This window comes from Achromobacter sp. 2789STDY5608615 (assembly GCF_001298995.1).
Taxonomy (GTDB): domain Bacteria; phylum Pseudomonadota; class Gammaproteobacteria; order Burkholderiales; family Burkholderiaceae_B; genus Achromobacter; species Achromobacter insuavis.
Window position 1 is genome coordinate 131,778 of record NZ_CYTY01000006.1, and the last position, 22,433, is coordinate 154,210.

23 protein-coding genes and 1 pseudogene are annotated in these 22,433 nt (G+C 68.6%); 8 read left to right on the forward strand and 16 right to left on the reverse strand.

Features of this window, described 5'->3' with window-relative positions; genetic code table 11:
* Window positions 1–2,255 (forward strand): TonB-dependent siderophore receptor (locus tag AOZ49_RS07285; RefSeq protein ID WP_231690264.1); only part of this gene is annotated, 2,255 nt, incomplete at its 5' end.
* 31 nt (window positions 2,256–2,286) lie between these two features.
* On the opposite strand, the gene AOZ49_RS07290 is transcribed toward AOZ49_RS07285, so the two are convergent.
* Window positions 2,287–3,006 carry a metallophosphoesterase gene (locus AOZ49_RS07290; RefSeq protein WP_054474746.1) on the reverse strand — a complete coding sequence of 240 codons (720 nt, stop codon included), beginning with the start codon at window positions 3,004–3,006 and terminating at the stop codon, window positions 2,287–2,289.
* Window positions 3,007–3,193: 187 nt separating this feature from the next.
* Here AOZ49_RS07290 and AOZ49_RS07295 point away from each other — a divergent pair, with 187 nt between their 5' ends.
* Both AOZ49_RS07295 and AOZ49_RS07300 read left to right on the forward strand, forming a co-directional pair.
* The gene (locus AOZ49_RS07295; protein ID WP_054474747.1) at window positions 3,194–4,369 is read left to right on the forward strand and encodes a PepSY-associated TM helix domain-containing protein; all 1,176 of its coding nucleotides are present in this window, start codon (window positions 3,194–3,196) and stop codon (window positions 4,367–4,369) included.
* Window positions 4,366–4,563 (forward strand): hypothetical protein, encoded by a 198-nt coding sequence (locus AOZ49_RS07300; RefSeq protein WP_054474748.1) that lies wholly within the window; start codon window positions 4,366–4,368, stop codon window positions 4,561–4,563. Before AOZ49_RS07295 ends, AOZ49_RS07300 begins: the two co-directional genes overlap by 4 nt.
* A 30-nt stretch (window positions 4,564–4,593) precedes the next feature.
* On the opposite strand, the gene AOZ49_RS07305 is transcribed toward AOZ49_RS07300, so the two are convergent.
* Entirely contained in the window at window positions 4,594–5,421 is an 828-nt protein-coding gene (locus AOZ49_RS07305; protein ID WP_054460928.1) for an aldo/keto reductase, read from the reverse strand.
* Between the two features lie 281 nt (window positions 5,422–5,702).
* Between AOZ49_RS07305 and AOZ49_RS07310 the strand changes: the two genes are divergently transcribed.
* Window positions 5,703–7,505, forward strand: coding sequence for an ABCB family ABC transporter ATP-binding protein/permease (locus tag AOZ49_RS07310; RefSeq protein ID WP_054474749.1), 1,803 nt, complete (start codon window positions 5,703–5,705; stop codon window positions 7,503–7,505).
* Between the two features lie 51 nt (window positions 7,506–7,556).
* A complete protein-coding gene (locus tag AOZ49_RS07315; protein WP_054474750.1) occupies window positions 7,557–7,943 on the forward strand; it encodes a Rieske (2Fe-2S) protein in 387 nt (128 codons plus the stop codon).
* A 4-nt stretch (window positions 7,944–7,947) separates the two neighbouring features.
* Here AOZ49_RS07315 and AOZ49_RS07320 read toward each other — a convergent pair whose 3' ends face one another.
* A complete protein-coding gene (locus AOZ49_RS07320) occupies window positions 7,948–8,934 on the reverse strand; it encodes a bile acid:sodium symporter family protein (protein WP_054432324.1) in 987 nt (328 codons plus the stop codon).
* Window positions 8,935–9,042: 108 nt separating this feature from the next.
* Between AOZ49_RS07320 and AOZ49_RS07325 the strand changes: the two genes are divergently transcribed.
* On the forward strand, window positions 9,043–9,885 hold the full coding sequence (locus AOZ49_RS07325; RefSeq protein WP_054474751.1) for a LysR family transcriptional regulator: 843 nt from the start codon (window positions 9,043–9,045) through the stop codon (window positions 9,883–9,885).
* A 61-nt stretch (window positions 9,886–9,946) separates the two neighbouring features.
* Here the strand turns inward: AOZ49_RS07325 and AOZ49_RS07330 are convergent, their stop codons facing one another.
* The 8 genes from AOZ49_RS07330 to AOZ49_RS07365 all read right to left on the reverse strand — a co-directional run bounded on the left by AOZ49_RS07330 (window position 9,947) and on the right by AOZ49_RS07365 (window position 17,319).
* Entirely contained in the window at window positions 9,947–10,477 is a 531-nt protein-coding gene (locus AOZ49_RS07330) for an OsmC family protein (protein ID WP_054474752.1), read from the reverse strand.
* Window positions 10,478–10,547: 70 nt separating this feature from the next.
* A complete protein-coding gene (locus AOZ49_RS07335; RefSeq protein WP_231690265.1) occupies window positions 10,548–11,981 on the reverse strand; it encodes a c-type cytochrome in 1,434 nt (477 codons plus the stop codon).
* On the reverse strand, window positions 11,975–12,772 hold the full coding sequence (locus AOZ49_RS07340; RefSeq protein WP_054432327.1) for an ABC transporter ATP-binding protein: 798 nt from the start codon (window positions 12,770–12,772) through the stop codon (window positions 11,975–11,977). The genes AOZ49_RS07335 and AOZ49_RS07340 overlap by 7 nt, the downstream gene beginning before the upstream one ends.
* Window positions 12,766–13,785: an ABC transporter permease gene (locus tag AOZ49_RS07345; RefSeq protein WP_054432328.1), complete on the reverse strand. Its 1,020-nt coding sequence runs from the start codon at window positions 13,783–13,785 to the stop codon at window positions 12,766–12,768. The genes AOZ49_RS07340 and AOZ49_RS07345 overlap by 7 nt, the downstream gene beginning before the upstream one ends.
* A complete protein-coding gene (locus tag AOZ49_RS07350) occupies window positions 13,772–14,803 on the reverse strand; it encodes an ABC transporter substrate-binding protein (protein WP_054474753.1) in 1,032 nt (343 codons plus the stop codon). The genes AOZ49_RS07345 and AOZ49_RS07350 overlap by 14 nt, the downstream gene beginning before the upstream one ends.
* A 176-nt stretch (window positions 14,804–14,979) precedes the next feature.
* Window positions 14,980–15,300: a hypothetical protein gene (locus tag AOZ49_RS07355; RefSeq protein ID WP_054474754.1), complete on the reverse strand. Its 321-nt coding sequence runs from the start codon at window positions 15,298–15,300 to the stop codon at window positions 14,980–14,982.
* Between the two features lie 147 nt (window positions 15,301–15,447).
* Window positions 15,448–16,326 carry an N-formylglutamate amidohydrolase gene (locus AOZ49_RS07360; RefSeq protein WP_054474755.1) on the reverse strand — a complete coding sequence of 293 codons (879 nt, stop codon included), beginning with the start codon at window positions 16,324–16,326 and terminating at the stop codon, window positions 15,448–15,450.
* Between the two features lie 3 nt (window positions 16,327–16,329).
* Complete coding sequence (locus AOZ49_RS07365) at window positions 16,330–17,319, reverse strand: Bug family tripartite tricarboxylate transporter substrate binding protein (protein ID WP_054474756.1); 990 nt, start codon at window positions 17,317–17,319, stop codon at window positions 16,330–16,332.
* 148 nt (window positions 17,320–17,467) lie between these two features.
* Between AOZ49_RS07365 and AOZ49_RS07370 the strand changes: the two are divergent.
* Window positions 17,468–18,402: pseudogene (locus tag AOZ49_RS07370) on the forward strand (LysR substrate-binding domain-containing protein).
* A 96-nt stretch (window positions 18,403–18,498) separates the two neighbouring features.
* Here the strand turns inward: AOZ49_RS07370 and AOZ49_RS31660 are convergent.
* From AOZ49_RS31660 to AOZ49_RS07390, 5 genes are all read right to left on the reverse strand, one after another.
* The gene (locus AOZ49_RS31660) at window positions 18,499–18,714 is read right to left on the reverse strand and encodes a hypothetical protein (protein ID WP_006388022.1); all 216 of its coding nucleotides are present in this window, start codon (window positions 18,712–18,714) and stop codon (window positions 18,499–18,501) included.
* A gap of 101 nt (window positions 18,715–18,815) precedes the next feature.
* Window positions 18,816–19,922, reverse strand: coding sequence for an AGE family epimerase/isomerase (locus AOZ49_RS07375; protein ID WP_054432333.1), 1,107 nt, complete (start codon window positions 19,920–19,922; stop codon window positions 18,816–18,818).
* 149 nt (window positions 19,923–20,071) lie between these two features.
* Entirely contained in the window at window positions 20,072–20,284 is a 213-nt protein-coding gene (locus tag AOZ49_RS07380) for a hypothetical protein (RefSeq protein WP_006218759.1), read from the reverse strand.
* A gap of 290 nt (window positions 20,285–20,574) precedes the next feature.
* On the reverse strand, window positions 20,575–20,799 hold the full coding sequence (locus AOZ49_RS07385) for a hypothetical protein (protein ID WP_006394087.1): 225 nt from the start codon (window positions 20,797–20,799) through the stop codon (window positions 20,575–20,577).
* 42 nt (window positions 20,800–20,841) lie between these two features.
* Window positions 20,842–21,753 carry a DMT family transporter gene (locus AOZ49_RS07390; RefSeq protein ID WP_054474757.1) on the reverse strand — a complete coding sequence of 304 codons (912 nt, stop codon included), beginning with the start codon at window positions 21,751–21,753 and terminating at the stop codon, window positions 20,842–20,844.
* Between the two features lie 160 nt (window positions 21,754–21,913).
* Between AOZ49_RS07390 and AOZ49_RS07395 the strand changes: the two genes are divergently transcribed.
* Entirely contained in the window at window positions 21,914–22,384 is a 471-nt protein-coding gene (locus AOZ49_RS07395) for an Lrp/AsnC family transcriptional regulator (RefSeq protein ID WP_006388018.1), read from the forward strand.
* Window positions 22,385–22,433 lie beyond the last annotated feature (49 nt).

Consider the following 22,433-nt stretch of genomic DNA (forward strand, 5'->3'; position numbering starts at 1 on the left):
ACGCCAGCGAAGCGGGGATCGAGCTGTCGGCCGACGGCGCCCTGACCCGCGGCAAGACCAGTCCCGGCCTGAACGGCGCCTATTCCGTGCAGGACGGCTTCGCCACCCTGCTGCAGGGCCAGGGCCTGCGCGTCGTGCGCGGCGCCAACGGCGCCTATACGCTGCGCCCGGCGCCCACCGCCGACAGCCCCGCCACGCTGCCGGCAGTGACCGTCACCGGCCGCCCCGAAACGGCCTGGAGCCCGGTGGACGGCTATGTGGCCAGCCGCAGCGCCACCGGCACCAAGACCGACAGCAGCATTCTCGAAACGCCGCAGTCCATCTCGGTCGTGACGGCGGACTTCATCCGCGAAACCGGCGCCTCGCGCCTGAAGGAAAGCCTGGCCTACACCCCGGGCATCAACACCCTGCCATGGGGCGCCGACACGCGCTTTGACTGGACCATCATCCGAGGCTTCGATGCGCAGACGCCGGGCTATTACCTGGACGGCCTGCAACTGCGCAACAACAACAGCTGGGCGGTCTGGCAGACCGAGGTCTACGGCGCCGAGCGCATCGAACTGCTGCGCGGGCCGACCTCGGTGCTGTACGGCCAGAACGGCGCGGGCGGCATGATCAACGTCGTCAGCAAGCGCCCCACCGACGAACCCCTGCACGAACTGGAAGCGCAGGTCGGCGACCATTCGCGGCGCCAGGTGGCGGGCGATTTCTCCGGTCCGCTGGATGACAACGGCAAGGTGCTCTACCGCATCACGGGCCTGGCGCGCGACGCCGAGCTGCCCGCCAGCGGCCTGCCCAACGACCGTTTCTTCATCGCGCCGGCGCTGACCCTCAAGCCGTCGAGCGACACCACCCTGACCCTGCTGTCGCACTATCTGCGGGTGCGCGACGGCAGTTCCTACGGCAGCTTTCCCGAGATCGGCACACAGTTGCCCAATCCGAACGGGAAATTCTCGCGCAACACCTATGTGGGCGAACCGGGCTTCGACCGCTTCAACCAGGAACAGTGGATGGTCGGCTATCTGCTGGAACACCGCCTGAACGACACCTGGACCGTGCGCCAGAACACGCGCTACGGCTACACCAGCGTCGACTACCGTCAGGTCTACGTGCGCGGCGGCTTCGCCACGGTCAACCCCGCCAACCCGGACGACCCCGCCAACTTCCGCCTGCTGGAACGGTTCCCGTTCGGCAGCCAGGAAAACGCGCGGCTCTTCACTATCGACAACCAGGCGCAGGCCAAGGTCGCCCTGGGCGACTGGACCCACACCTTCCTGTTCGGACTGGACTACCAGCGTTCGCGCAATTACCAGCGCACCTACAACGACGGCGTGGTCGCGCCCATCGACGGCTATTCGCCGTCGTACGGCAGCCCGGTCGAGACCGCCGCGCCCTGGTTCGACGCCACCACCCGGCTGGCCCAGACCGGCTTCTACCTGCGGGACCAGATCAAATGGGGCAACTGGGTGGCCACGCTCGGCGGCCGCTACGACAAGGCCAGCGCGGACGTGGACAGCAACATCGACGGCTCCCGCACCAAGATCTCCGAGCACCATTTCAGCAAGCGCGCCGGCCTGGTCTACCTGCATCCGAGCGGCATCGCGCCGTACTTCAGCTACGCTGAATCGTTCTCGCCCACCGCCACCATCGACCCGGTGACCAACAACCCGATGCGGCCGGAAACCGGGCGCCAGTACGAACTCGGCATCCGCTACGAGCCGCCCGGCGGGCGCAGCCGCTACAGCGCGGCGGTGTTCGACCTGCGGCGCCACAACTACATCACCTATACGCCCGAGTTCCTGCCCAAGCAGACCGGCGAAGTGCAGGTGCGCGGCCTTGAGCTGGAAGCCGCATTCCGGCCGCTGCCGCAGATGAACGTGGTGGCCGCCTACACGTACACGCCCAAGGCCGAGGTCACGGCCAGCAGCACGCCCAGCGAAGTCGGCAAGCAGATGCAGGCGGTGTCGCGCAACCAGATCGCGCTGTGGACCGACTACCGCTTCGCATCCGGCATCAAGATCGGCCTGGGCGCGCGCTACACCGGACCGAACTGGGGCTACCAGGAGTCGGCCGCCCAGAAGCTGCCGGGCTACACGCTGTTCGACGCGATGATCGGCTACCAGGTACAGGGCTGGAACCTGGCGCTGAACGTGCGCAACCTCGGCAACAAGACCTATCTCAGCAATTGCAGCGCGGGCGCCTGCCGCTATGGCGATCAGCGCACGGTGCTGGCGACCGCGACCTACCGCTGGTAGGCGCGGCCGGATCGAGCGCGCGCGGCCCGCGTCAGCGGACCGCTTCCGTATCCGGCTCGGTCACCACCGCGCGCGGCCAGGCCTGCAGCGTTTCCAGGTCGAGGAAGGTGAAGTAGCCGTCCTTCCAGCCCTCGGTATCGATGTGATAGACGTTGCCCAGCGCCAGCGGCGCGGCCACGGGCGTGTGGCCCGCCACCACGGCGCGCACGCCGCGCACGCCGGTGCGGTCCAGTTGCCGCAGCCGCTCGCGCGACCACCGGCAGGCCGCGCTGGTGCGCTTGTAGCGGTCCTGCAGCGCCGATTCCAGGCGCGGCCAGAACAGCACCGGGCAGTCCGCGTGCAGCAGCCCCACCGGGCCCGCCGAGGTTTCCACCTCGATCGCGATGGGCAGTTGCCCGAAGGCCTCGGCGTAGACCTGCTGGCGGTCGGCCGGCAGGTCCAGGAACCAGCCGCCGCCGTAGCCGCGCCAGTTCACCACGTCCACCTGCCCGGTGCGCACGTGACGCACCGCATAGTCCTCGTGGTTGCCCTGCACCGCGAAGAACCAGGGCTGCGCCAGCCAATCCAGCGCGGCCTCGCTCTCCGGCCCGCGGTCGACCAGGTCGCCGACGGAAAACAGCCGGTCGCGGCTGGCGTCGAACCCCATCCGCCCCAGGCTGTCCTGCAGGCGGGTAAAACAGCCGTGCACGTCGCCCACCGCGAAATCGCGGCCCTGCTCGTTGCGCGGCACTTTCAGAAAACGTTGCTGCATGATGATCCAGCCCGCCCAATCGGGCCCATGTTTCTTTTTAACCCGCTTTTATCAGTCCCCGATTACACCGGGCTTTCACGCGCGATCTCATGAACGGCGTTACGAGAATAGCTATTATTCGTGATAATGTTCCGTCTTTCCCAAAATCCAACCTGAAGGGGGCCGCGCGAGCCGCCCCGCCGTCGCCATGACCGCCGCCTCCACCATCAAAACCTGGTACCTGGTCCACAAGTGGACCAGTCTGGTCTGTACGATCTTCCTGCTCATCATCTGCCTGACCGGGCTGCCCCTGGTGTTCCACCACGAGATCGAACACTGGCTCGACGACGCCAAGCCGCTGTCCGACGTGCCCGCCTCGACGCCGCCGGCCAACCTCGACAAGCTGGTCACGCAGGCCCGCTCGATGTACCCCGGCGAAGTCGTCGACTACCTGTTCTTCGACCCCGACGAACCCCAGGTCTACGTCGGCATGGCCAAGAAGCCCGGCGACGGCCAGGTCTCCGGCCACGCCGTGCGCATGGACGGCCGCACCGGCGACGTGCTGCTCGACGGCCCGCTCTACACCCAGGACCGCTTCTCGTTCATGGGCATCATGCTGTCGCTGCACGTCGACCTGTTCGCCAGCCTGCCGGGCGAACTGTTCCTGGGCTTCATGGGGCTGCTGTTCTGCATCGCCATCGTCTCGGGCGTAGTGCTCTACGGGCCCTTCATGAAGAAGCTGGAATTCGGCACCGTGCGCGCCGGCCGCTCGACCCGCCTGAAGTGGCTCGACCTGCACAACCTGCTCGGCATCGTGACCCTGGTGTGGGCCTTCGTGGTCGGCTTCACCGGCGTCATCAACGAGCTGTCCACGCCGCTGTTCCGGCTGTGGCAATCGACCGAGCTGGTGCGCATCCTCGAACCCTACAAGGGCCAGGGCGTGCCGGCCGAACTGTCGTCGGCCCAGGCCGCGGCGGACACCGCCCGCAAGGCCCTGCCGGGCAACGAAGTGTCGTTCATCGCCTTCCCCGGCAACGCCTTCGGCAGCCCGCACCACTACATCGCCTGGATGCGCGGCGCCACGCCGCTGACCTCCAAGATGAACACGCCGGTCCTGATCGACGGCCGCAACGGCGAACTGACCACCGTCGCCAAGATGCCGTGGTATCTGACCGCGCTGGAGCTGTCGCGTCCGCTGCACTTCGGCGACTACGGCGGCCTGCCGCTGAAGATCATCTGGGCCGTGCTCGACCTGATCACCATCGTGGTGCTGGTCAGCGGCCTCTACCTGTGGCTGGCGCGCCGCCGCGCCACCGAGGCCCGCATCGCCGAGCTGGTGCGCAAGCACCAGGCCGCCGCCACCCCGCAACGGAGCCCCGCATGAGCAAGAAATCCTCCCGCGGCTTCCTGTTCGTCTGGGGCGTGCCGATCCTGCTGGGCGTGCTCAGCGTCTTCGGCCTGCTGGCCGCGCTGCTGGGCACCGGCGGCTGGCACTGGGCCTCCTGGACCGCGCTGACCATCCTGCTGGTGGTCATCGTGCGCTACTGGTTCTTCCCGCCCGCGCAACCCGACGCGTAGCGAGCCGGCGGCCCGCGGCCGCCGCGCGCCTCACTTGCCGAACTTCTCCGGATCGGGCCCCAGGCGGGCCCCTTCCTTGATGGCGTCGATCGCCGCCATCTCCGCGCTCGACAATTCGAAATCGAACACGTCGATGTTCTCGCGGATGCGCGCCGGCGTCACCGACTTCGGGATCACGATCAGGCCGTGCTGCAAGTGCCAGCGCAGCGTCACTTGCGCCGGCGACTTGCCGTGCTTGCGCGCCAGGTCCACGATCGTCTTTTCCTTGGTGACCCCGCCCTGCGCCAGCGGGCTCCACGACTCGGTGGCGATGCCGTGCTTGTCATGGAAGGCGCGCAGCTCGCGTTGCGCGAAGCCCGGGTGCAGTTCGATCTGGTTGACCGCCGGCGTCACGCCGGTGGCGTCGATCAGGCGCTCGAGGTTGGCCCGCGTGAAGTTGGACACGCCGATCGAACGCGCGCGGCCATCCTCCTTCATCTCGATCATCGCGCGCCAGGCGTCGACGAACTTCTCACTGCCCGCCACCGGCCAGTGGATCAGGTACAGGTCCACATAGGCCAGGCCGAGCTTTTCCAGGCTCTCGTTCATGGCCTCGTGGGCCGAATCGAAGCCATGCCTGTCGTTCCACAGTTTGGTCGTGACAAACAGATCCTTGCGTGCCACGCCCGCCGCGCGCAGGCCGGCGCCGACGCCGGATTCGTTGCCATAGATCGCGGCAGTGTCCACCGAACGGTAGCCCGCCGCCAGCGCCTCCTTGACGCTGGCGGCGGCCTGCTCGTCCGGCACCTGCCAGACGCCCAGGCCCAATTGCGGAATCTTGCTGCCGTCGTTCAGTTTGACTGTGGGTACCTTCGCCATATGACCCTCCGAAGCTTGCAACGCAACACTTGCACGGCGAAAACGCGCCAGGTCGCGCGACCAGGAATGCTGCCGGGCGTACGCCTGGTCGACAGTGGATGACGGGCCCGCCCTGCTGCGCCCGCATGCGAAAACCGGATGGAAAACCCCCGGGAGCGGCCTGCGCGTGGCCCATCCGTCCCAGGGGTTTTCAGTTAAATAATAGCGCCGGTGCCGGATAATCGCCTCCATACCCGGCCCGCGCCCCGCGCGGGCCCACGCCATTTGCCCTTGCCGCCCCTATGACAACCCCCGACTCCCGCACGCCCGGCCGTGGCGGTTTCGCCACGCTGCGCACCCTGTTTCCCTACCTCTGGCCGCCCGGCCAGACCGGCCTGAAGGCCCGCGTCGTCGCCGCGCTGCTGTGCCTGTTCGCCGCCAAGGCGGCCACCGTCTACACGCCGCTGCTGTACAAGCACGCCATCGACGCCCTGGGCCAGGGCGCGCCGGGCAGCGTGACCGTGCCGCTGGGCCTGATCCTGGCCTATGGCAGCGCGCGCGTTCTGTCCCTGTTGTTTTCCGAATTGCGCGACGCCCTCTTCGCCCGCGTCGGCCAGCACGCCATCCGCTCGGTCGGCCTGCGCATCTTCCGCCACCTGCACGGCCTGGCGCTGCGTTTTCACCTGACGCGCCAGACCGGCGGCCTGACCCGCGCCATCGAGCGCGGCACCAAGGGCATCCAGACGCTGCTGTCGTTCCTGCTGTTCAACATCCTGCCGACCTTCTTCGAGATCGGCCTGGTCTGTATCGTGCTGTGGAAGATGTTCGACGCCTGGCTGGCGCTGGCCACGGGCGCCACGGTGATCCTCTACATGGCCTACACGCTGGCCGTCACCGAATGGCGCGCCAAGTTCCGCCGGCAGATGAACGAAACCGACTCCGAGGCCAACACCAAGGCCATCGAGAGCCTGCTGAACTACGAAACCGTCAAGTACTTCGGCAACGAGGAACACGAAGCGCGCCGCTACGACGCCTCGCTCACCCGCTACGAACGCGCCGCCGTGCGCAGCCAGGTCAGCCTGTCGATCCTCAACGTCGGCCAGGCCGTCATCATCTCCGCCGGCCTCACGCTGGTGATGTGGATGGCCGCCAACGGCATCGCCGAGGGCCGCTACACCCTGGGCGACTTCGTGCTGGTCAACACCTACCTGCTGCAGCTGTACTCGCCGCTCAGCTTCTTCGGCTTCATCTACCGCGAGATCAAGCAAGCCATGATCGACATGGAGCGCATGTTCGAGCTGCTCGGCCAGGACCGCGAAGTGGCCGACCGGCCCGGCGCGCAGCCGCTGCGCGTGGCCGGTGGCGAAGTCGAGTTCCGCGACGTGCGCTTCGGCTACGACGAGCGCCGGCCCATTCTCAAGGGCGTGAGCTTCACCCTGCCGGCCGGCAAGACCGTGGCCGTGGTGGGCACCTCGGGCGCGGGCAAGTCCACCATCGCGCGGCTGCTGTTCCGCTTCTACGACGCCGACGCCGGCGCCATCCTGGTCGACGGCCAGGACATCCGCGACGTCACCCAGGCCAGCCTGCGCGCCGCCATCGGCGTGGTGCCGCAGGACACCGTGCTGTTCAACGACACCATCCGCTACAACATCGGCTACGGCCGGCCCGGCGCCTCCGACGCCGAGATCGAGCACGCGGCCCGGCTGGCGCACATCCACGACCTCATCATGGCCATGCCCGACGGCTACCAGACCATGGTGGGCGAGCGCGGCCTCAAGCTGTCCGGCGGTGAAAAGCAGCGCGTAGCCATCGCCCGCACCCTGCTCAAGGACCCGGCCATCTTCCTGTTCGACGAAGCCACCAGCGCGCTCGACACCCGCACCGAACGCGACATCCAGACCAACCTGCGCGAGGTCAGCCGCGGCCGCAGCACGCTCATCATCGCCCACCGCCTGTCCACCGTGGCCGACGCCGACGAGATCATCGTGCTGGAGGATGGCCGCATCGCCGAACGCGGCCGCCATACGTACTTGCTGGCCGCGGGCGGCCTGTATGCCGCGATGTGGGCGCGGCAGCAGGAAAACACCGCCGCGCCGGCCGATTGACAAGCCCCGCCCCCTGACCCAAGATCGCACCCTTTGATTCCAAGGCCTTCCATGCAGGATTCCCGTATCGCTCCCGAAGTCCGCGTCTGCGCCGCCACCGACCTGGTCAATGGCGGGCTGGGCGTCAAACTGCCGGTCTCCGACAGCGCGGGGCAGACCACGGCGTTCTTCGTGCGTTACCAGGACCGGGTCCATGGCTATCTGAATCGCTGCGCCCACGTGGGCGTCGAACTCGATTGGGAAGGCAGCTTCTTCACGCGCGCCGGCGACCTGATCATGTGTGCCCGCCACGGCGCCACCTATCAGCCCGATACCGGCCTGTGCGTGGGCGGCCCCTGTAAGAACGGCCGCCTCACGGTGCTGACGGTGCAGGAGCGCGACGGCGCCGTCTACTGGCAACCCAGCGGCAGGATCCAGCCGCTCGCCAGCGGCGGCTGACCCGTCAGGCGCGGGCCGGCGCGGCCGTCTGCGCCGGCTCGGCGCGATCGGCATAGCGGCGCGCCAGCACCGCGCAGACCATCAGCTGCATCTGGTGGAAGATCATCAGCGGCAGCACGACGATACCCATCTGCGAGGTGCCGAACAGCACCGTGGCCAGCGGAATGCCGGACGCCAGCGACTTCTTCGAGCCGCAGAACACCAACGTGATCTCGTTCTCCTTGGACAGCCCCAGCTTGCGGCTGCCCCAGGTCGTGATCAGCAGCACCGCCCCCAACAGCAGCGCATTGACCAGCACCATGGTGGCCAGGTCGATCGCCGGGAACGCGTGCCAGATGCCCTGCGCCACCGCTTCGCTGAACGCGGTGTAGACCGCCAGCAGGATCGAACTGCGGTCCACCTTCGACAGGACGCGGCTGTTGCGCTGCGCCCAGGCGCCGATCCACGGCCGCAGCAGGCTGCCCACCGCGAACGGCAACAGCAATTGCAGCAGGATGCGGCCGGCGTCGGCCAGGCCGTGGCCGCCGCCCTGGCGATGCAGCAGCACGGCCACCAGCAGCGGCGTCAGCACCGTGCCCAGCAGGTTGGACGCCGTCGCCGCGCAGATGGCGCCCGGCACATTGCCGCGCGCCATCGAGGTGAAGGCGATGGACGACTGCACCGTCGACGACAGCGTGCACACGAAGATCACGCCCAGCCACAACGCCGGCGTCAGCAACCCGGGAAACAGCGCCCGCAGCGCCAGCCCCAGCGCCGGGAACAGGATGAAGGTGCAGCCCAGGATCAGCGCGTGCAGCCGCACGTCCTTGACGCCGGCCACGATCGCGTCGGTGGACAGGCGCGCGCCATGCAGGAAGAACAGCAGCGAAATGGCCAGGTTGCTGGCCACCATCATGAACGACGCGCCCTTGCCCACGGCGGGGAAGAAGCTGGCGAACGCCACGGTGGCGATCAGGATGAGGGTGAACTGGTCGGGCAGGAAGCGGCGCATGGCGGGAAGTTTCCGGGAAGGTCGCGGAAACTATAGGCGCGGCGCTTGCTATCGTGAAGGCCACTGGTTACTTTAACTGTTATCGGAATTCCCTATAGGCAGGCCGCCATGCTCAATCCGCTCTGGCTCAAGACCTTCGCCGCGGCCGCCGCCTCGCCCAGCTTCAGCGAGGCCGCGCGCCGCCTGGGCCTGACCCAGCCCACCGTCAGCGAGCACATCCGCCAGCTGGAGCTGGCGCTGAACCGCCGCCTGTTCCTGCGCGACACCCACTCGCTGGCCCTGACCAGCGACGGCCGCAGCCTGCTGGTGCACGCCGAGATCATCCTCGACGCGCACGAACGCGCCGAGCGGCTGTTCGACGCCCCGCGGCTGCGCGGCCGCGTGCGGCTCGGCACCTCCGACGACCTGGCGATGGGGCCCTTGCCCGACGTGCTGGCCGCGTTCCGCCAGGCGCATCCCGAAGTGGAGCTGGACATCACCATCGGCGTCACCAGCGATCTCTACCGCCTGCTCGACGACAACGGCCTGGACGTGATGATCGGCAAGCGCCGCCGCGGCGACCGTCGCGGCCAGACCCTGCACAAGGAAGCCCTGCTGTGGCGTGCCAAGGAAGGCCTGCGCCTGGCGCCCGACGCGCCGCTGCCGCTGATCCTGCTGCGCGAGCCCAGCGTCACCCGCACCCTGGCGCTGGACGCGCTGGCGCGCGCCGGCCGCAGCTGGCAGATCGTCTGCACCAGCACCGGCTACGCCGGCTGCCAGGCGGCGGCCCGCGCCGGCCTGGGCATCACCGTGCAGCCCTCGCACCTGTCCACCGCCGGACTGGCGGCGCCGGCCGGCGCGCTGGCCCTGCCGGCGCTGCCGCAGGTGGAGTTCATCGTCATCTCGGCGCCCGCGCCCAACAAGCCCACCCGGGCGCTGACCGAGATCCTGATGCGCAGCTCGCTGACCTGAATCCTGGCCCGTCGGCCTGGCCGCCTGACGCGCCAGCGCGCGCGGTGCGAATGGCCGCCGCTCAAGCCCCCGGCCGCGTATGCCGCACGCTGCCTTCCAGCGGCTGCGGCTGCTTGAGCAGGTTGAGAATCGGGCACCACTGCTCCACCGCCTCGTGCACCGCCCGCACCGCCTGCGGATCGGCCGGCGACACGATGTGCGCCGTATAGCGGATGTTGTGCGGGAAGAACGGCACCTTCTCGTAGCCCGGCTTGCCGCCGCGCGGATCCAGGTCGCCTTCGATCTCGACCTCCAGCGATTCCAGCGGCAATTCCAGCTCGGCCGCCTTGATCAGGAAGATATGCGTCAGGCAACTGCCCAGCGACCCCAGCAGCAGTTCCGGCGAACTCGGCCCCAGGTCGTAGCCGGCGAAATCCGCCGGGCTGTCGCTCACCACCTGATGGTCGCGGATGCGGATGCGGCGCACGCCGCTGCGCCCTTCGGCGCTGACATGCGCGCGCAGCTTCACCGGCGTCACCGTGCCCGGATCACGCGCATTGCGCGCCAGCACCGCCTCGCGCTTCTGGCCCAGGTATTCATTCAAGGTACTCATCTTGCCTGCCTCGCGTTAGTGAAAGGGAAAGGAAAAAAGGTGCCCGGCCGCCACGCCGGGCGATGGCGCATCACTGCCTGCGCCGCGCATCCGGAATCTCGATGGGCGCGCGATCCATCGCCAGCAGCAGCGCGCCCAGCCCCTGGGCCGAAGCGTTCTCCATGCGGCCGCCCGGACCGCAGACGTTGTCCGCGCTGGTCCAGGCCGGCGCCGCGCCCGGCAGCCGTCGCGCCCGCAGCCAGCCGCGCCGGTCCACCATGAACTGCGCGCCCGCCAGGTCGGCCGGCGCCACGCCCGCGGCCAGCGCATAGGCCTCCCATGCCGCCGCGCCCGCCGCCACGCAATCGGCGTCCGCCGCCGGCGCGCCGCCGCGCGTCAACGCCACGGTCAGCAGGCGCGGATCCTGCGGTTCCGGCGGCGCGCCAGGAGCGAAGGCCGCCACCCGCACCGGCAGGCCGCGCAGGCCCGACAGCGTGGCGGCGCGGCCGTCGCGGCAGGTCAGCGCCACCACCGGCGCCGGGATCGCCGGCATGCCCGTGCCGCCGCCGGCGCCGTAGGCCTGCAGCCGCAGATAGTCCAGCACCTGCCAGATCTGGTCCGGCGTCAGCGCCTCGCCCGGCGCCTGCGTGGCGCCGCCGTGCGCCGCCCCCTCGCGCGCCAGGCGCGCATACAGCTCGCCCTCCAGGCGGTTGTCGAACAGCGCCGCCCCCAGCACGCTGGGCCAGGCGGGCAGGCCGGTCGCGAGTACGCCGCGGCCATCCGCCCGCGCGCCGTGGCAGGCGGCGCAATGCGCCTGGTAGAGGCGCGCGCCCCGCAGCAGGTTGTCATCCGAAAACACCAGCGGCGACCGCTGATAGGACGTATGCGTCGCCTCCGTCAGCAGCAGCCGCGGCGCCGGCCAACTGGCGCTCGCCAGCAGCCCCGCGGCGGCCGTCAGCAACACCAGCCGGCCACGCCGCGCGAACAGTGCCGCCGTCAACAACGCCAGCGCCAACAGCGTCAGCCCCAGCGCCAGCCACAGGCGGCGCCAGGTATGGCCGCTGACCGGCAGGTCGGCGTCGTAGCGCCAGGCGAACGGCCAGTGCGCGATCGCCAGCGCCTCGTCCGGCTGCCAGGCGATCGCCGCGGCCAGCAATGCCGCCAGCAGCGCCAGCGCGCCCAGCAGCATGGCCCCGGCCCGGCGCCACGCCGCCCGCGCCGCGCGTTCGGGCGCGCGGCTGTGCAGCCAGGCGGCGGCCAGCGCCGCCAGCAACAGCACCGCCGCCGCGGCCAGCGCCAGGTGTCCAAGCCGCGACCCCAACAGCCCCGGCGCGCCCAGCGTCCGCTGCCAGCCCAGCGCCACCACGCCGATCGCGGCCGCCAGGGCCAGCGCCGCCAACCCTGACAACGGCAAGCCAACCGCGATCGCATGACCGTCCGGGCGCCGGCGCGCGGCGGCCAGGCACGCCAGCATGCCGGCCGGCGCCGCCGCGACGGCCAGCGCCAACCCCGCGTTGCTCACCACGTCGCATCCAGTCCCAACAGCGCCAGCGCGCGGCGGCGCAACTCGGCCAGGCGCGGATCGCCGCGATGGCGCGGATACGGCAGGTCGTTGACGATCTCGTCCTTGATCCGCGCCGGCCGTTCGCTCAGCACGATGATGCGCGACGCCATGAAGAGCGCCTCCTCCACGTCGTGCGTCACCAGCAAGGCGGTGAAGCCGCTGCGCTGCCACAGTTCCACCAGCTCGGACTGCATCGCGATCCGCGTCAGCGAATCGAGCTTGCCCAGCGGCTCGTCCAGGATCAGGATGCGCGGATCGTTGACCAGCGCGCGCGCCAGCGCCGCGCGCTGCGCCATGCCACCCGACAGCTGGTGCGGATAGGCCTGGCCAAACGCCGTCAACCCGACGCGCTGCAACGCGTCATCGACCCGCCCGCGCTCGGTCTTGAGCAGCCCGCGCGCCTGCAGGCCCAGCGCCACGTTGTGCCACACCGTGCGCCAGGGATAGAGCGTCGGATCCTGGAACACCACGATGCGCGACGGCGACGGCCCGTCGATCGGCTCGCCATCGGCCAGCAGATCGCCCTGCGCCGGCGGCTCCAGCCCCGCCACCAGCCGCAGCAGGGTCGACTTGCCGCAGCCGCTGGGGCCCAGCAGCGCGACGAACTCGCCGGGCCGCACCTCCAGGTCGATATCGTCCAGCACCGGCAGCGCCGCGCCATCCAGGTCGAAGCGATGATTCACGCCCCGCACCGCCAGCGCCGCGCCGCGCGCCGCGCCGGCCGTTCCCGCGTCCTGCGGCGCCGCTACCATTTCACCACTCCCTTCTGCCACGCCAGCAGGCGGTCGCGGCCCACGAACAGCAAGGTGATCAGGCCCGAGAACACCAGCGCCATCACGATCAGCGCGCCGTATAGATTGGCATACGAAGCCCAGCCCTGCGCCCACGACAGGTACCAGCCCAGCCCGGATTTGACGCCCATCATCTCGGCCGCCACCAGCACCGAGAACGACGCGCCCAGGCCCATGAACAGGCCGACGAACACCTGCGGCAACGCCGCCGGAATCGCCACCCGCAGCACCAGGAACCACTCGCTCGCGCCCAGGGTCCGCGCCACGTCGTAATAGGCGCGGTTCACGCCGGCCACGCCCGACCACGTCAGCACCGTGACCGGGAACCACGTCGCCAGCGCGATCAGGAACACCGCCGCCGACCAGCCCGACGGAAAGAAGAAGAACGCCATCGGCAGCAACGCCGTCGACGGCACCGGCCCCAGGAACCGCAGCACCGGATGCACCCAGTACCCCAGGCCGCGCGACCAGCCGATCGCCACGCCCGTCAGGAAACCGGCCGCCGCCCCCAGGCCGAAGCCGTTGAACAGCAGCCAGAGCGAATTGCCCAGGCTGTCCGCCAGCCGCTTGTAGTCGGTCACGTAGACTTCGATCAGCGACTGCGGCGGCGCGAAGAACGGGCTGGGCAGCCACGCCAGCTTGGCCGTCGCGATCTCCCACGCCCCCACCGCCAGCGCCAGCAGCACCAGCCACGGCCCGCCGCGATGCAGCGCCCGCACCGGCCGGCGCTGGCCCGCGCCGGCCACCGCCACCAGCAGCAGCAACGCCGCCAGCGCCAGCGCCGCGATGCCGAATTCCCGCGTATAGCCCCACGAGACGAACCCCACCTCGACATTGGGCCAGCGCAGCGTCACCGCGCCCACCGCGGCCCACAGCGCGGCCGCGACCACGCCGGTCTTCCACAGGCGCCACGGTTGCGCGACGGCCGGCGCGCCGCGCAACCCGCCCGCCGCCAGCGCGTCAGCCGAGGACATTGGGCACCACCGCTTGCGCGTACTTGTTGATGTCGAGATTGGCGCTCAGCACCTTGATCGTCTTCAGATCCTTGGCATAGCCCACGATCTCCTCGCGCAGCGCCGAGCCGGTCGACGCATGGCCATGGCTGTGGCTGCGCAGGATCGCCGCCACGCGCTCGGCCGGCACCTTGCCCGGCACATACGGCGCGAAGATGCGCGCGGTCTCGTCGGGATTGGACGCGGTCCAGCGCTGCGCGTCGATCACCGCGCGCGTGATGGCCGCGGCCGACTCGGGGTCGTTGCGCACCAGGTCGCCGCGCAGGCCCAGCACGCAGCAGGTGCGGTTCTCGTAGTCGCCCTCGATGTTGGTGGCGATCTCGCGCAGCTTGTTGTCCTCGCGCAGCGTGTAGATCAGCGGATCGTCGCCCGCGATCGCATCGACCTCGCCCTTTCTCAGCACCTCGCCGAACAGATCCTGCGGATACTGGCGCCAGTCCACCGATTCCGGGTCGATGCCCAGCTGCGCCACGCGGATCGCGAAGAAGTTCTTCACCGGGCTGGCCTGGTCCGACACCGCGACGCGGCGGCCCTTCAGGTCCTGCACGCTCTTGACCGGCGAATCCGCCGCCGTCAGCAGCCGCATGCAGCCGCCATGCGTGCCCACCGCCAGCTTGACGTCGAAGCCCTGCTCCAGCGGCTTGAGCCAGCGCAACGCCATGCCGATGCCGCCATCGGCGTGGCCGGTGGCGATGGCTTCGAGCAATTGATCGGTGGAGCCGCTGAAATTGATGCGCTCGACCTTGAGGTTGTACTTGTCGAAGAAGCCGCGCTCCAGCGCCACCGAAACCGGCGACTGACACACCGCGGTCTGGCTCCATGCGATCTTGTAGGTGCGCGGCGCGCCATTGGCCGCCAGCACCCGCGATCCCAGCATGCCGAGCGGCGCGGCCAGGCCGGCCAGGGATGCCGCGCGCAGCAACGAGCGGCGCGAAATACCGCGCGTCGGATTGGCGCGCGTTTGGACGTTCGTATTCATCAACCTTCCTTTTGAGCAGACTGTGAATGGCGATGCTTGCCATGCGGCATCATCGGCCCGTGCTCAGGCGTTCGACAAATACAAAGTGGGGATAACAATATGGGCGGCGGCCGCGCCGCCAGCGCGCATCGGGACGCGCAAGCAGCCTGCCGGGCCGCCCCGGCCCACGGACGGCGTCAGTCCGGCAGGTGATCCGGCACGCCGTGCTCATCCACGGACTTGACGCGATCCAGCGCGTTGCGCGCCGCCGACATCGCTTCGACCGCGCCGCGAAAACGGCGCGTCACGAAAATCTCGAAGGCCAGGCTTTCCGGTTCATCCGCGTCATCCTGCGTCTCGCCGCCCTCGACCTGATCCGCTTGCGGCGCGGGCTTGGCCGCGGCATCGCCCTTGGCCGGCAACCGTCGGGTTTCCAGGAAGGCGCGCGCCGGAATCCGCCCCTCGGGTTGCGTCGCGTACGCCACGACGGAAAAACCATTGATGATCTTCTCGGCCATACCGGTTTCCTTTAGGCTGCGCCAATCGGCGGCGCAGCTCGTTGTTAGCGACAACGGCCCGCCACCCGGAAACTTAAGCGCATGCGCGGCGGCCGCGATTGATACACATCAATCGCGGCCGCGCAACCACACAATATTCAACCGAGTCTATTTTGTCGACGATAGCGCCGCCGTGCGCGACCGCACATACCGCGCCACCTGCGCCAACACCTGCGACAGGTCCGCGCGCAACGGCTCGAAGCCCGCGTTGCGCTCGCGCGTGACCTCGTCCATGTACAGCGGGCGCCGGATCTCGATCTGCAGGCTGTGGCGGTTCAACGCCGGCTGGCCGATCTGCGCGATCAGCTGCACGCCCTTGTAGGGATCGTTGCGCGCCACCGTGTAGCCGCGGTCGCGCAGCGCCGTCTCGATCAGCGCGATGAATTCCGGCTCACAGGTGGTGCCGTCGCGATCGCCCAGCACGAAGTCCGCCAAAGGATGCGCGCTCTCGCGGCCCAGCCGCTCATACGCATCGTTCGGCATCGAATGCAGGTTCAGGTGCCAGACCGCGCCGAAATCGCGTTGCGCCTGTTCGATGGCCTGCGCCAGCGCCGCGTGGTACGGCTCGTAGTACGCCTGGATGCGGTGCCGCACTTCCTCGAGCGTCAGCTTGCGGTCGTAGATCGGCGTGGCCTTGTCCATGCGGCGCCAGATCAGGCCCTTGCCCAGGCGCGTCTTCTCGCCGGGGTCGAGCGGCTCCGGCCACGGCTCGGCCAGCAGCTCCGGATCGAGATCGCGCAGCGTGCGGTTGGGATCGATGTAGACGCGCGGAAAGTGCGCCGCCACCAGCGTGGCGCCCAGCGCCGGCGCCGCCGACCACAAGGCGTCCACGTGCGTGTCCTCGCCCTGGCGCAACTGCGCCAGGCTGGCCGCGGCGCCGAAATCGGCGGGGTATTGCTCGCCGCTGTGCGGCGAATCACACACCAGCGGCAAGGCGGGCGCGGTCGAGGCGTGCACGGAAACGGCTTGGAAGTCGGCGTTTGTCATCGTTCAGTCAGCCTGGATGTTGGCGGCCTTGGCGACTTTGGCGTAGCGCGCCAGGGCCTGTTCGATCTGGATCTTGAATTCCTGCGGCGTGGTCGGCATCAGCGTACCACCGACGTCCTCGGCCTTCTTGCGGAATTCGGGATCCTGCATCGCCGCGCGCACGGCCTGGTTCAGGCGCTCGATCACCGCCGGCGGCGTGCCGGCCGGCGCCACCAGGCCGAACCAGCCGCCCGTGCCCATGTCGGGGTAGCCCAGCTCGATGTAGGTCGGCACGTCCGGCAGCAGCGGCGAACGCTCGGCGCCCAGCACCGCCAGCGGCCGCAGCTTGCCGCCCAGCACCTGCGGCAGGGTCGAGGACAGATTGTCGGTGATCGCGTCCACCTGCCCGCCCATCACGTCATTGAGCGCCGGGCCCGCGCCGCGGTACGGCACGTGCAGCAGCTTGATGCCGGCCAGCATCATGAAGTTCTCGATGTTCACGTGGCCCAGCGAGCCCACGCCCGGCGAGGCAAAGCTGTACTTGTCCGCCTGGCCCTTGGCCAGGGCGACGAACTCGGCCATGTTCCTGGCCGGGATCTGCGGATTGATCGCGAAGATGCTGGGCACGGCCAGCACATTGGCCACCGGCTCGAAGTCCTTGAGCGGGTCATAGTTCATCTTGCGGTAGACCGCCGGATTGGAGCCGTGCGTGCTCATCGTCGCCATGCCGATGGTGTAGCCGTCGGCGGTCGAGCGCGCCACCTGCTCCATGCCGAGCGAACCGCCCGCGCCCGCCTTGTTCTCGACCACGATGGTCTGCTTCAGGTCGCGGCCGGCGTACTCGGCCACCAGGCGCGCCACGATGTCGGTCGAACCGCCCGCGGCGAACGGCACCACCAGCTTGATGGGACGGGAAGGATAGTCGGCGGCTTGCGCCGGGCCGGCGAAAGACAGCGCGGCGCAGACGCCGGCAAGCGCGATGCGCGCGGAACAGCCGAAAAAGCGGCGGGACATGGAGCGACTCCGGGAAAGGTGCAGGTCTTGCTGCGAGGCCGCCAGTGTCCGAACTTTACGATCCGCTTTCAAACGACTATATTGCACGCCTTCATTACCAACGCTCATGCTGAAGCCGCGCCCGCGGCCTCCCGGAACCCGCCGCGCCATGCGCCTGCATTCGCCGTCCATGTCCGAGTTGCACGCCTTCATGACGGCGGCGCGCCTGGGCAGTTTCACCCTGGCGGCCGAAACCCTGTGCGTGACCCAGGGCGCCGTCAGCCGCGCCATCGCCCGCCTCGAAGCCCATTTCGGCCAGCCGCTGATGCGCCGCAACGCCCACGGGCTGACCCTGACCGAGACCGGCCGCAAGCTCTACGATGACGGCCTGGCGCCGCTGCAGGCCATCGAGGCGCTCAGCGCCGAACTGCGCGCCGATGACCGCCGCCTGCGGCTGACGCTGTCGAGCGTGCCGACCCTGGCAAGCGCCTGGCTGGTGCCGCGCCTGCCCGACTTCCATCGGCGCCATCCCGACATCCAGCTGGGTTTCGCGGCCTACCGCCGCAACGAGGATTTCTCCGGCGCCACGCCCGACGCCAGCATCCTTTCGGGCGTGGCCGGCCAATGGCCCGGCTGGCAGGCGGACTACGTGATCGGGCGCGAAATGGTCGTCATCTGCAGCCCCGCCCGGCTCGCCGCGCGCCGAGCCGCGGGCCTGTGGGACAGCCCGGCCGGCCTGCTCGGCGAACCCCTGCTGTACCACGCCAACGGCATGGACAATTGGGGCAGCTGGTTCGAGGCCGCCGGCGTGCGCCGCGACAAACTCGCGCTGGCCAGCGGTTTCGACCAGGTCAGCATCCTGGTGCGCGCCGTCATGGCCGACATGGGCATCGCGGTGCTGCAGCGCTGCCTGGTGCAGGACGACCTGCAGGCCGGCCGCGTGGCCGCCCCCCCTTCCCCGACCTGCGCATCGCCATCGCGCGCGGCTATCACCTGTGCGCCCCGCCGCAGCGGCGCGACCATTACGCCCTGGCCTGTTTCCGCCAGTGGCTTCTCGACACCGCCGAACGGGATCCAGACGCCCGCGCCCCGTCGCCAGCCTGAAACCACGACCATACGTTACAAAACAAAACGGGCCCCGATATGGGGCCCGATCATGACAGGCGATTTGCGGCCTCTCGGCCGGCGTGTTGCGGCGCTTCAGGGCGCCAGTTTGAATCCCAGGTCCACGCCCCACTTGTCCGTCTCGCGCAGCCATTTGGCGCCGCAATTCAGGCAGCGGAAATGGTCCTCGCGGCTTTCCTCGCGGCCCTTCTGAGTCGGGTTGGTGAATCCCTGATGCCCCAGGTGCGAGTGTGGTGCCACACCCGCCAACCCGGGGTTGATGCGTTGGCAAGCCAAGCACATAACGCTCATTGATGCTTCCCCACTAACTTGGTAACCAAATTGTAAGGGATTTCACCAATGTTTTTCTATTAAATCTGTCCCCCGTTAGACAAAAATTGTTAACGGCGCAATTAAACAACGGCCGGCAAGGCCGCCAGGCAGGTTGCCAGATGGTAAGGCGAGGTCGACGGCATGTCCGCCCGCGCCACCGCCCCGTCCCGGTCCAGGCATTCGTGCCAGCCGCCCGGGTGCAGGAAACGGGCGCGGAAGCCCGCCAGCGCCTGGTTCAAGGCCGGCAGGTCGCCCAGCACCGCCAGCACGCGCAGGTACTCGGTCTGCGCCCAGATCCGGCGGGTGTCATCCAGCACCGCGCCATGCTCGTCCAGCGCGGCCAGCACGCCGCCCGCATCCACCCCATGACCGCGGGCCCAGTGCACCCCGCGCGGCAGCGACTCCGTCAGATCCAGCCCGTCGAACACCTCGGCCGATTCGCGCACCAGCGACAGCCATTCGAACTGATGGCCCGGCTCGATGCGGTTGCCCGGCTCGCCCTGCGGCAATTCGGCGATGCATTGCGTCGGCGCGCTCAGGAACACCTGGCTCATGACCTGAGCCAGGCCGCGCAGGCGAGTCGCGAACAACGCCGGTTCGGCCACCTGGGCCGCGGCCAGGTAGGCCTCGGTCAGGTGCATCATCGGATTCTGCGCGGGGCCGCGCAGCGCCTCGCTCCAGTCCTGGCTCAGCACGGCGTGATAACGCCCGTCGGCCATCCTGAAGCGCGACTCGATGGTCTCGGCCGTGGCCAGCAGCAGCTTGCGCGCCTGCGCGTTGCGCGAGCGGCGGAAATACGCGGCGCAGGCGAACACGATGAAGGCATGGGTATACAGGTCCTGGGTCGGATCGAGCGGCCGGCCCTCGGCGTCCACGCTGTAGCGCCAGCCGCCATGCTCCTCGTCGCGGAACACGCGGCACAACGAGGCGAACAAGCGGTCGGCGTGCGCGCCCGCGGCGGCGCCCGGCGCGCCGGCGTAGACATACAGCTGGCGCGCGCAAGCCATGGCGCGATAGCGCTCGGCCGGCAGCGGCTCGCCAGTGGCGGCATCCAGGGATTCGAAAGGCAGACCCAGGGCGTCATTGAAGCCCCGCCCCATCCACATGGGCAGGATGACAGAGTCGAAATGCTCGTGAAAAGCCTTGATGTGCTCCGCCAGCGCGGAGTTGGTCTGTGCGGCAGTCATCTTGGAATGACGCAGGCCCGATGAGAGCCATTTGTTTTGAAGCAGCGACGATAACCGAAATTTCCGCCGCCATCTCTGGAACGCCATTCTGAGCGTCATGCGCACACAGACCGGTACAGCCGTTCAGCTTCCTTCAAGCGCGGATGCGCCTAGCGGAAGATGTTTTCCTCGACCCAGTTCTGCGCGAATATTTCCGCGCGATCGCGTGCTTCGTCCAACGAAGCGCAGTTGCCCAAGTGGGAAAACGCGGCATCCACCTCGGTGCCGCCCTCAGCCGTTACCGTCAGCAGTACGCCATATCCGCCGGTATCCATGGCCGCTGTGGAAACGTCGATCAGTACTTCCTGGTCACGATGCTGCATGTGCTACCTCCCAGTCGGTTACCTAAACGCGTGAACCACGCGTGACGTAGCGGGTGCAGAATTCCCGCGCAATGAATAGACCTGAATCCGTCACGCAAGTTCATCTTACCGGCGACATGCGGCTGGCGATACGTCCGGACGCTGCCAAATCGAACAAACCGTCTCAGGAGATTCCCGTAGCCCATCGGGATGAGCCGCCGCGCATACCGCGCCGCATGCAGACATTCGCAAGAAATGCACTAATTCGTGACGCGTAAACCGCCGTCACAAACCTGCAGTGGAAATCGGGATCAACGCAGATGGATGGCGCCGGGTTCTTCCATGCGCAGCGCCAGCTTGCCCTTTTCGGTGATCCGCCAGGCGCCGTCGGGGCCGGGATCGATACAGCGCAACGTCTGCAAGGCTTCGGCCACGTGCGCGGGCACGGTGGTCTGGACGGCGCCCGGTTCCGAATTATCGGCAACGATGCGCAGCCAATGTCCCAGTTCGCCTTTTTCGAAACGATGCAATGCCATGCGTGACTCTCAGTTCAATACTGCAACGATAGCACGCCGCCCTTACGACGGCCGCAGCGCCAGGGGACGCTTCACCCGCGCCGCCGCGGCCGACGCGGCCACGCTCAGCGCGATCAATCCCAGGCCCGGCGTCAGGTCCGGCGAGAGGCGCTCATGGAACACCAGCGACGACACGATCAGGCCGATGACCGGCACGCACAGCATCGCGATCGAGGTCGCCACCGGCGGCAGTTTCTGCGTCATGCCCAGCACCACGATGAAGGTCAGCGCCGTGGCCAACGGACCGGTATACAGGATCACCGGCCAGGCGTCGGGCACCGCCAGGAATGCCGGCGCGCCGTCGCGCAGCCAGGCCAGCGCGACCAGCGGCACGGTGGCGATCGCGGTCTGCCACGGAATCATGTCGGCGCCCAGGCGCACGTGGCGATTGCCGCGCAGCTGGATGATGTTGCAGGCCCAGGCGAACGAGGCGCCCAGCAGCATCACCAGGCCGATGACGGTATGCGCCTGCCACGGGCTGAAGGCCGGCGCCACGATCACGCCGATGCCCGCGTAGCTGAGCGCGGTGGCCAGCCACTGCGCCGGCGACAGCCGTTCCTTGAGCACCAGCGACGACAGCGGAATGACCCAGATCGACGTGGCGTAGGCGATCACCGACGCGCGACCCGGCGCCACGTACTGCAACGCCCACAGCGCCAGCGCGGTGAACGCCCCCATCTGCAAGAGGGCCACGCCCGCCACCAGCGGCCATTCCTGGCGCGTCGGCAACCGCAACCGTCCCAGCAAGCCCAGCACCACCGCGCTGATCAACGCGGCCGAGCCGAACCGGCTGGCCGCCAGCCACAACGGGCTCATGTGCGCCAGGCCCAGCTTCATGACGGGCCAATTGCCGCCCCAGATCATGACCGCCCCGGCCAGGGGCAAGAACTTGCGCAACGTACTCTGCTGACTCATTGCTACCGCGTCTACCGCTTGAATATTCCGTGCTTTGGCCAATTCGCCAAAGAAAGAAACAGTCTATAGGGTAAACCCCAGCATATTTCACCTCAATTTGCCGCCATACCATGCATACTCAGCACAAGTGCATGGTTCTCTCCACAATTACAGGTCGCTTATGCCGGATATCAACCTGGATGCCACCGACATCCGTATCCTCAACGAACTCCAGCGCGACGCGCGCCTCACCAATGTCGAGCTGGCCGCGCGCGTGAATCTGTCGGCCTCGCCCTGCCTGGCGCGGGTGCGGCGGCTGGAAACCGAAGGCCTGATCGACCGCCGCGTCACGCTGCTGAACGCCCGCAAGCTCGGCCTGAAGGTCAACGTGTTCATCCAGATCTCGCTGGACAAGCAGCGCAAGGCCGCGCTCGACGTGTTCGAACGCGAAATCGCCGTGCTGCCGGAAATCATGGAGTGCTATCTGATGTCGGGCGACGCCGACTACCTGATCCGCGCCCTGGTGCCCGACGTCGATGCGCTCGAACGGCTGATCGTCGAACACATCACGCGCATTCCCGGCGTGGCCAGCATCCGCTCCAGCTTCGCCCTCAAGCAGGTGCTCTACACCACGGCGGTGCCGCTCGGTTGATGGCGCTTGCGGGATCGCGCCGGCCAGCCCAAAATGAAAACGTCCGCCG

What these genes read in the sequence shown, in the direction of transcription:
- AOZ49_RS07305 (WP_054460928.1), bottom strand. Translation starts at nt 5,421, where the DNA reads ATGGCGAAGGTACCCACAGTCAAACTGAACGACGGCAGCAAGATTCCG.
- AOZ49_RS07320 (WP_054432324.1), bottom strand. Translation starts at nt 8,934, where the DNA reads ATGCGCCGCTTCCTGCCCGACCAGTTCACCCTCATCCTGATCGCCACC.
- AOZ49_RS07385 (WP_006394087.1), bottom strand. Translation starts at nt 20,799, where the DNA reads ATGGCATTGCATCGTTTCGAAAAAGGCGAACTGGGACATTGGCTGCGC.
- AOZ49_RS31660 (WP_006388022.1), bottom strand. Translation starts at nt 18,714, where the DNA reads ATGAGCGTTATGTGCTTGGCTTGCCAACGCATCAACCCCGGGTTGGCG.
- AOZ49_RS07295 (WP_054474747.1), top strand. Translation starts at nt 3,194, where the DNA reads ATGACCGCCGCCTCCACCATCAAAACCTGGTACCTGGTCCACAAGTGG.
- AOZ49_RS07315 (WP_054474750.1), top strand. Translation starts at nt 7,557, where the DNA reads ATGCAGGATTCCCGTATCGCTCCCGAAGTCCGCGTCTGCGCCGCCACC.
- AOZ49_RS07380 (WP_006218759.1), bottom strand. Translation starts at nt 20,284, where the DNA reads ATGCAGCATCGTGACCAGGAAGTACTGATCGACGTTTCCACAGCGGCC.
- AOZ49_RS07325 (WP_054474751.1), top strand. Translation starts at nt 9,043, where the DNA reads ATGCTCAATCCGCTCTGGCTCAAGACCTTCGCCGCGGCCGCCGCCTCG.
- AOZ49_RS07310 (WP_054474749.1), top strand. Translation starts at nt 5,703, where the DNA reads ATGACAACCCCCGACTCCCGCACGCCCGGCCGTGGCGGTTTCGCCACG.
- AOZ49_RS07390 (WP_054474757.1), bottom strand. Translation starts at nt 21,753, where the DNA reads ATGAGTCAGCAGAGTACGTTGCGCAAGTTCTTGCCCCTGGCCGGGGCG.
- AOZ49_RS07290 (WP_054474746.1), bottom strand. Translation starts at nt 3,006, where the DNA reads ATGCAGCAACGTTTTCTGAAAGTGCCGCGCAACGAGCAGGGCCGCGAT.
- AOZ49_RS07350 (WP_054474753.1), bottom strand. Translation starts at nt 14,803, where the DNA reads ATGAATACGAACGTCCAAACGCGCGCCAATCCGACGCGCGGTATTTCG.
- AOZ49_RS07330 (WP_054474752.1), bottom strand. Translation starts at nt 10,477, where the DNA reads ATGAGTACCTTGAATGAATACCTGGGCCAGAAGCGCGAGGCGGTGCTG.
- AOZ49_RS07375 (WP_054432333.1), bottom strand. Translation starts at nt 19,922, where the DNA reads ATGACTGCCGCACAGACCAACTCCGCGCTGGCGGAGCACATCAAGGCT.
- AOZ49_RS07300 (WP_054474748.1), top strand. Translation starts at nt 4,366, where the DNA reads ATGAGCAAGAAATCCTCCCGCGGCTTCCTGTTCGTCTGGGGCGTGCCG.
- AOZ49_RS07360 (WP_054474755.1), bottom strand. Translation starts at nt 16,326, where the DNA reads ATGACAAACGCCGACTTCCAAGCCGTTTCCGTGCACGCCTCGACCGCG.
- AOZ49_RS07395 (WP_006388018.1), top strand. Translation starts at nt 21,914, where the DNA reads ATGCCGGATATCAACCTGGATGCCACCGACATCCGTATCCTCAACGAA.
- AOZ49_RS07340 (WP_054432327.1), bottom strand. Translation starts at nt 12,772, where the DNA reads ATGGTAGCGGCGCCGCAGGACGCGGGAACGGCCGGCGCGGCGCGCGGC.
- AOZ49_RS07345 (WP_054432328.1), bottom strand. Translation starts at nt 13,785, where the DNA reads ATGTCCTCGGCTGACGCGCTGGCGGCGGGCGGGTTGCGCGGCGCGCCG.
- AOZ49_RS07355 (WP_054474754.1), bottom strand. Translation starts at nt 15,300, where the DNA reads ATGGCCGAGAAGATCATCAATGGTTTTTCCGTCGTGGCGTACGCGACG.
- AOZ49_RS07365 (WP_054474756.1), bottom strand. Translation starts at nt 17,319, where the DNA reads ATGTCCCGCCGCTTTTTCGGCTGTTCCGCGCGCATCGCGCTTGCCGGC.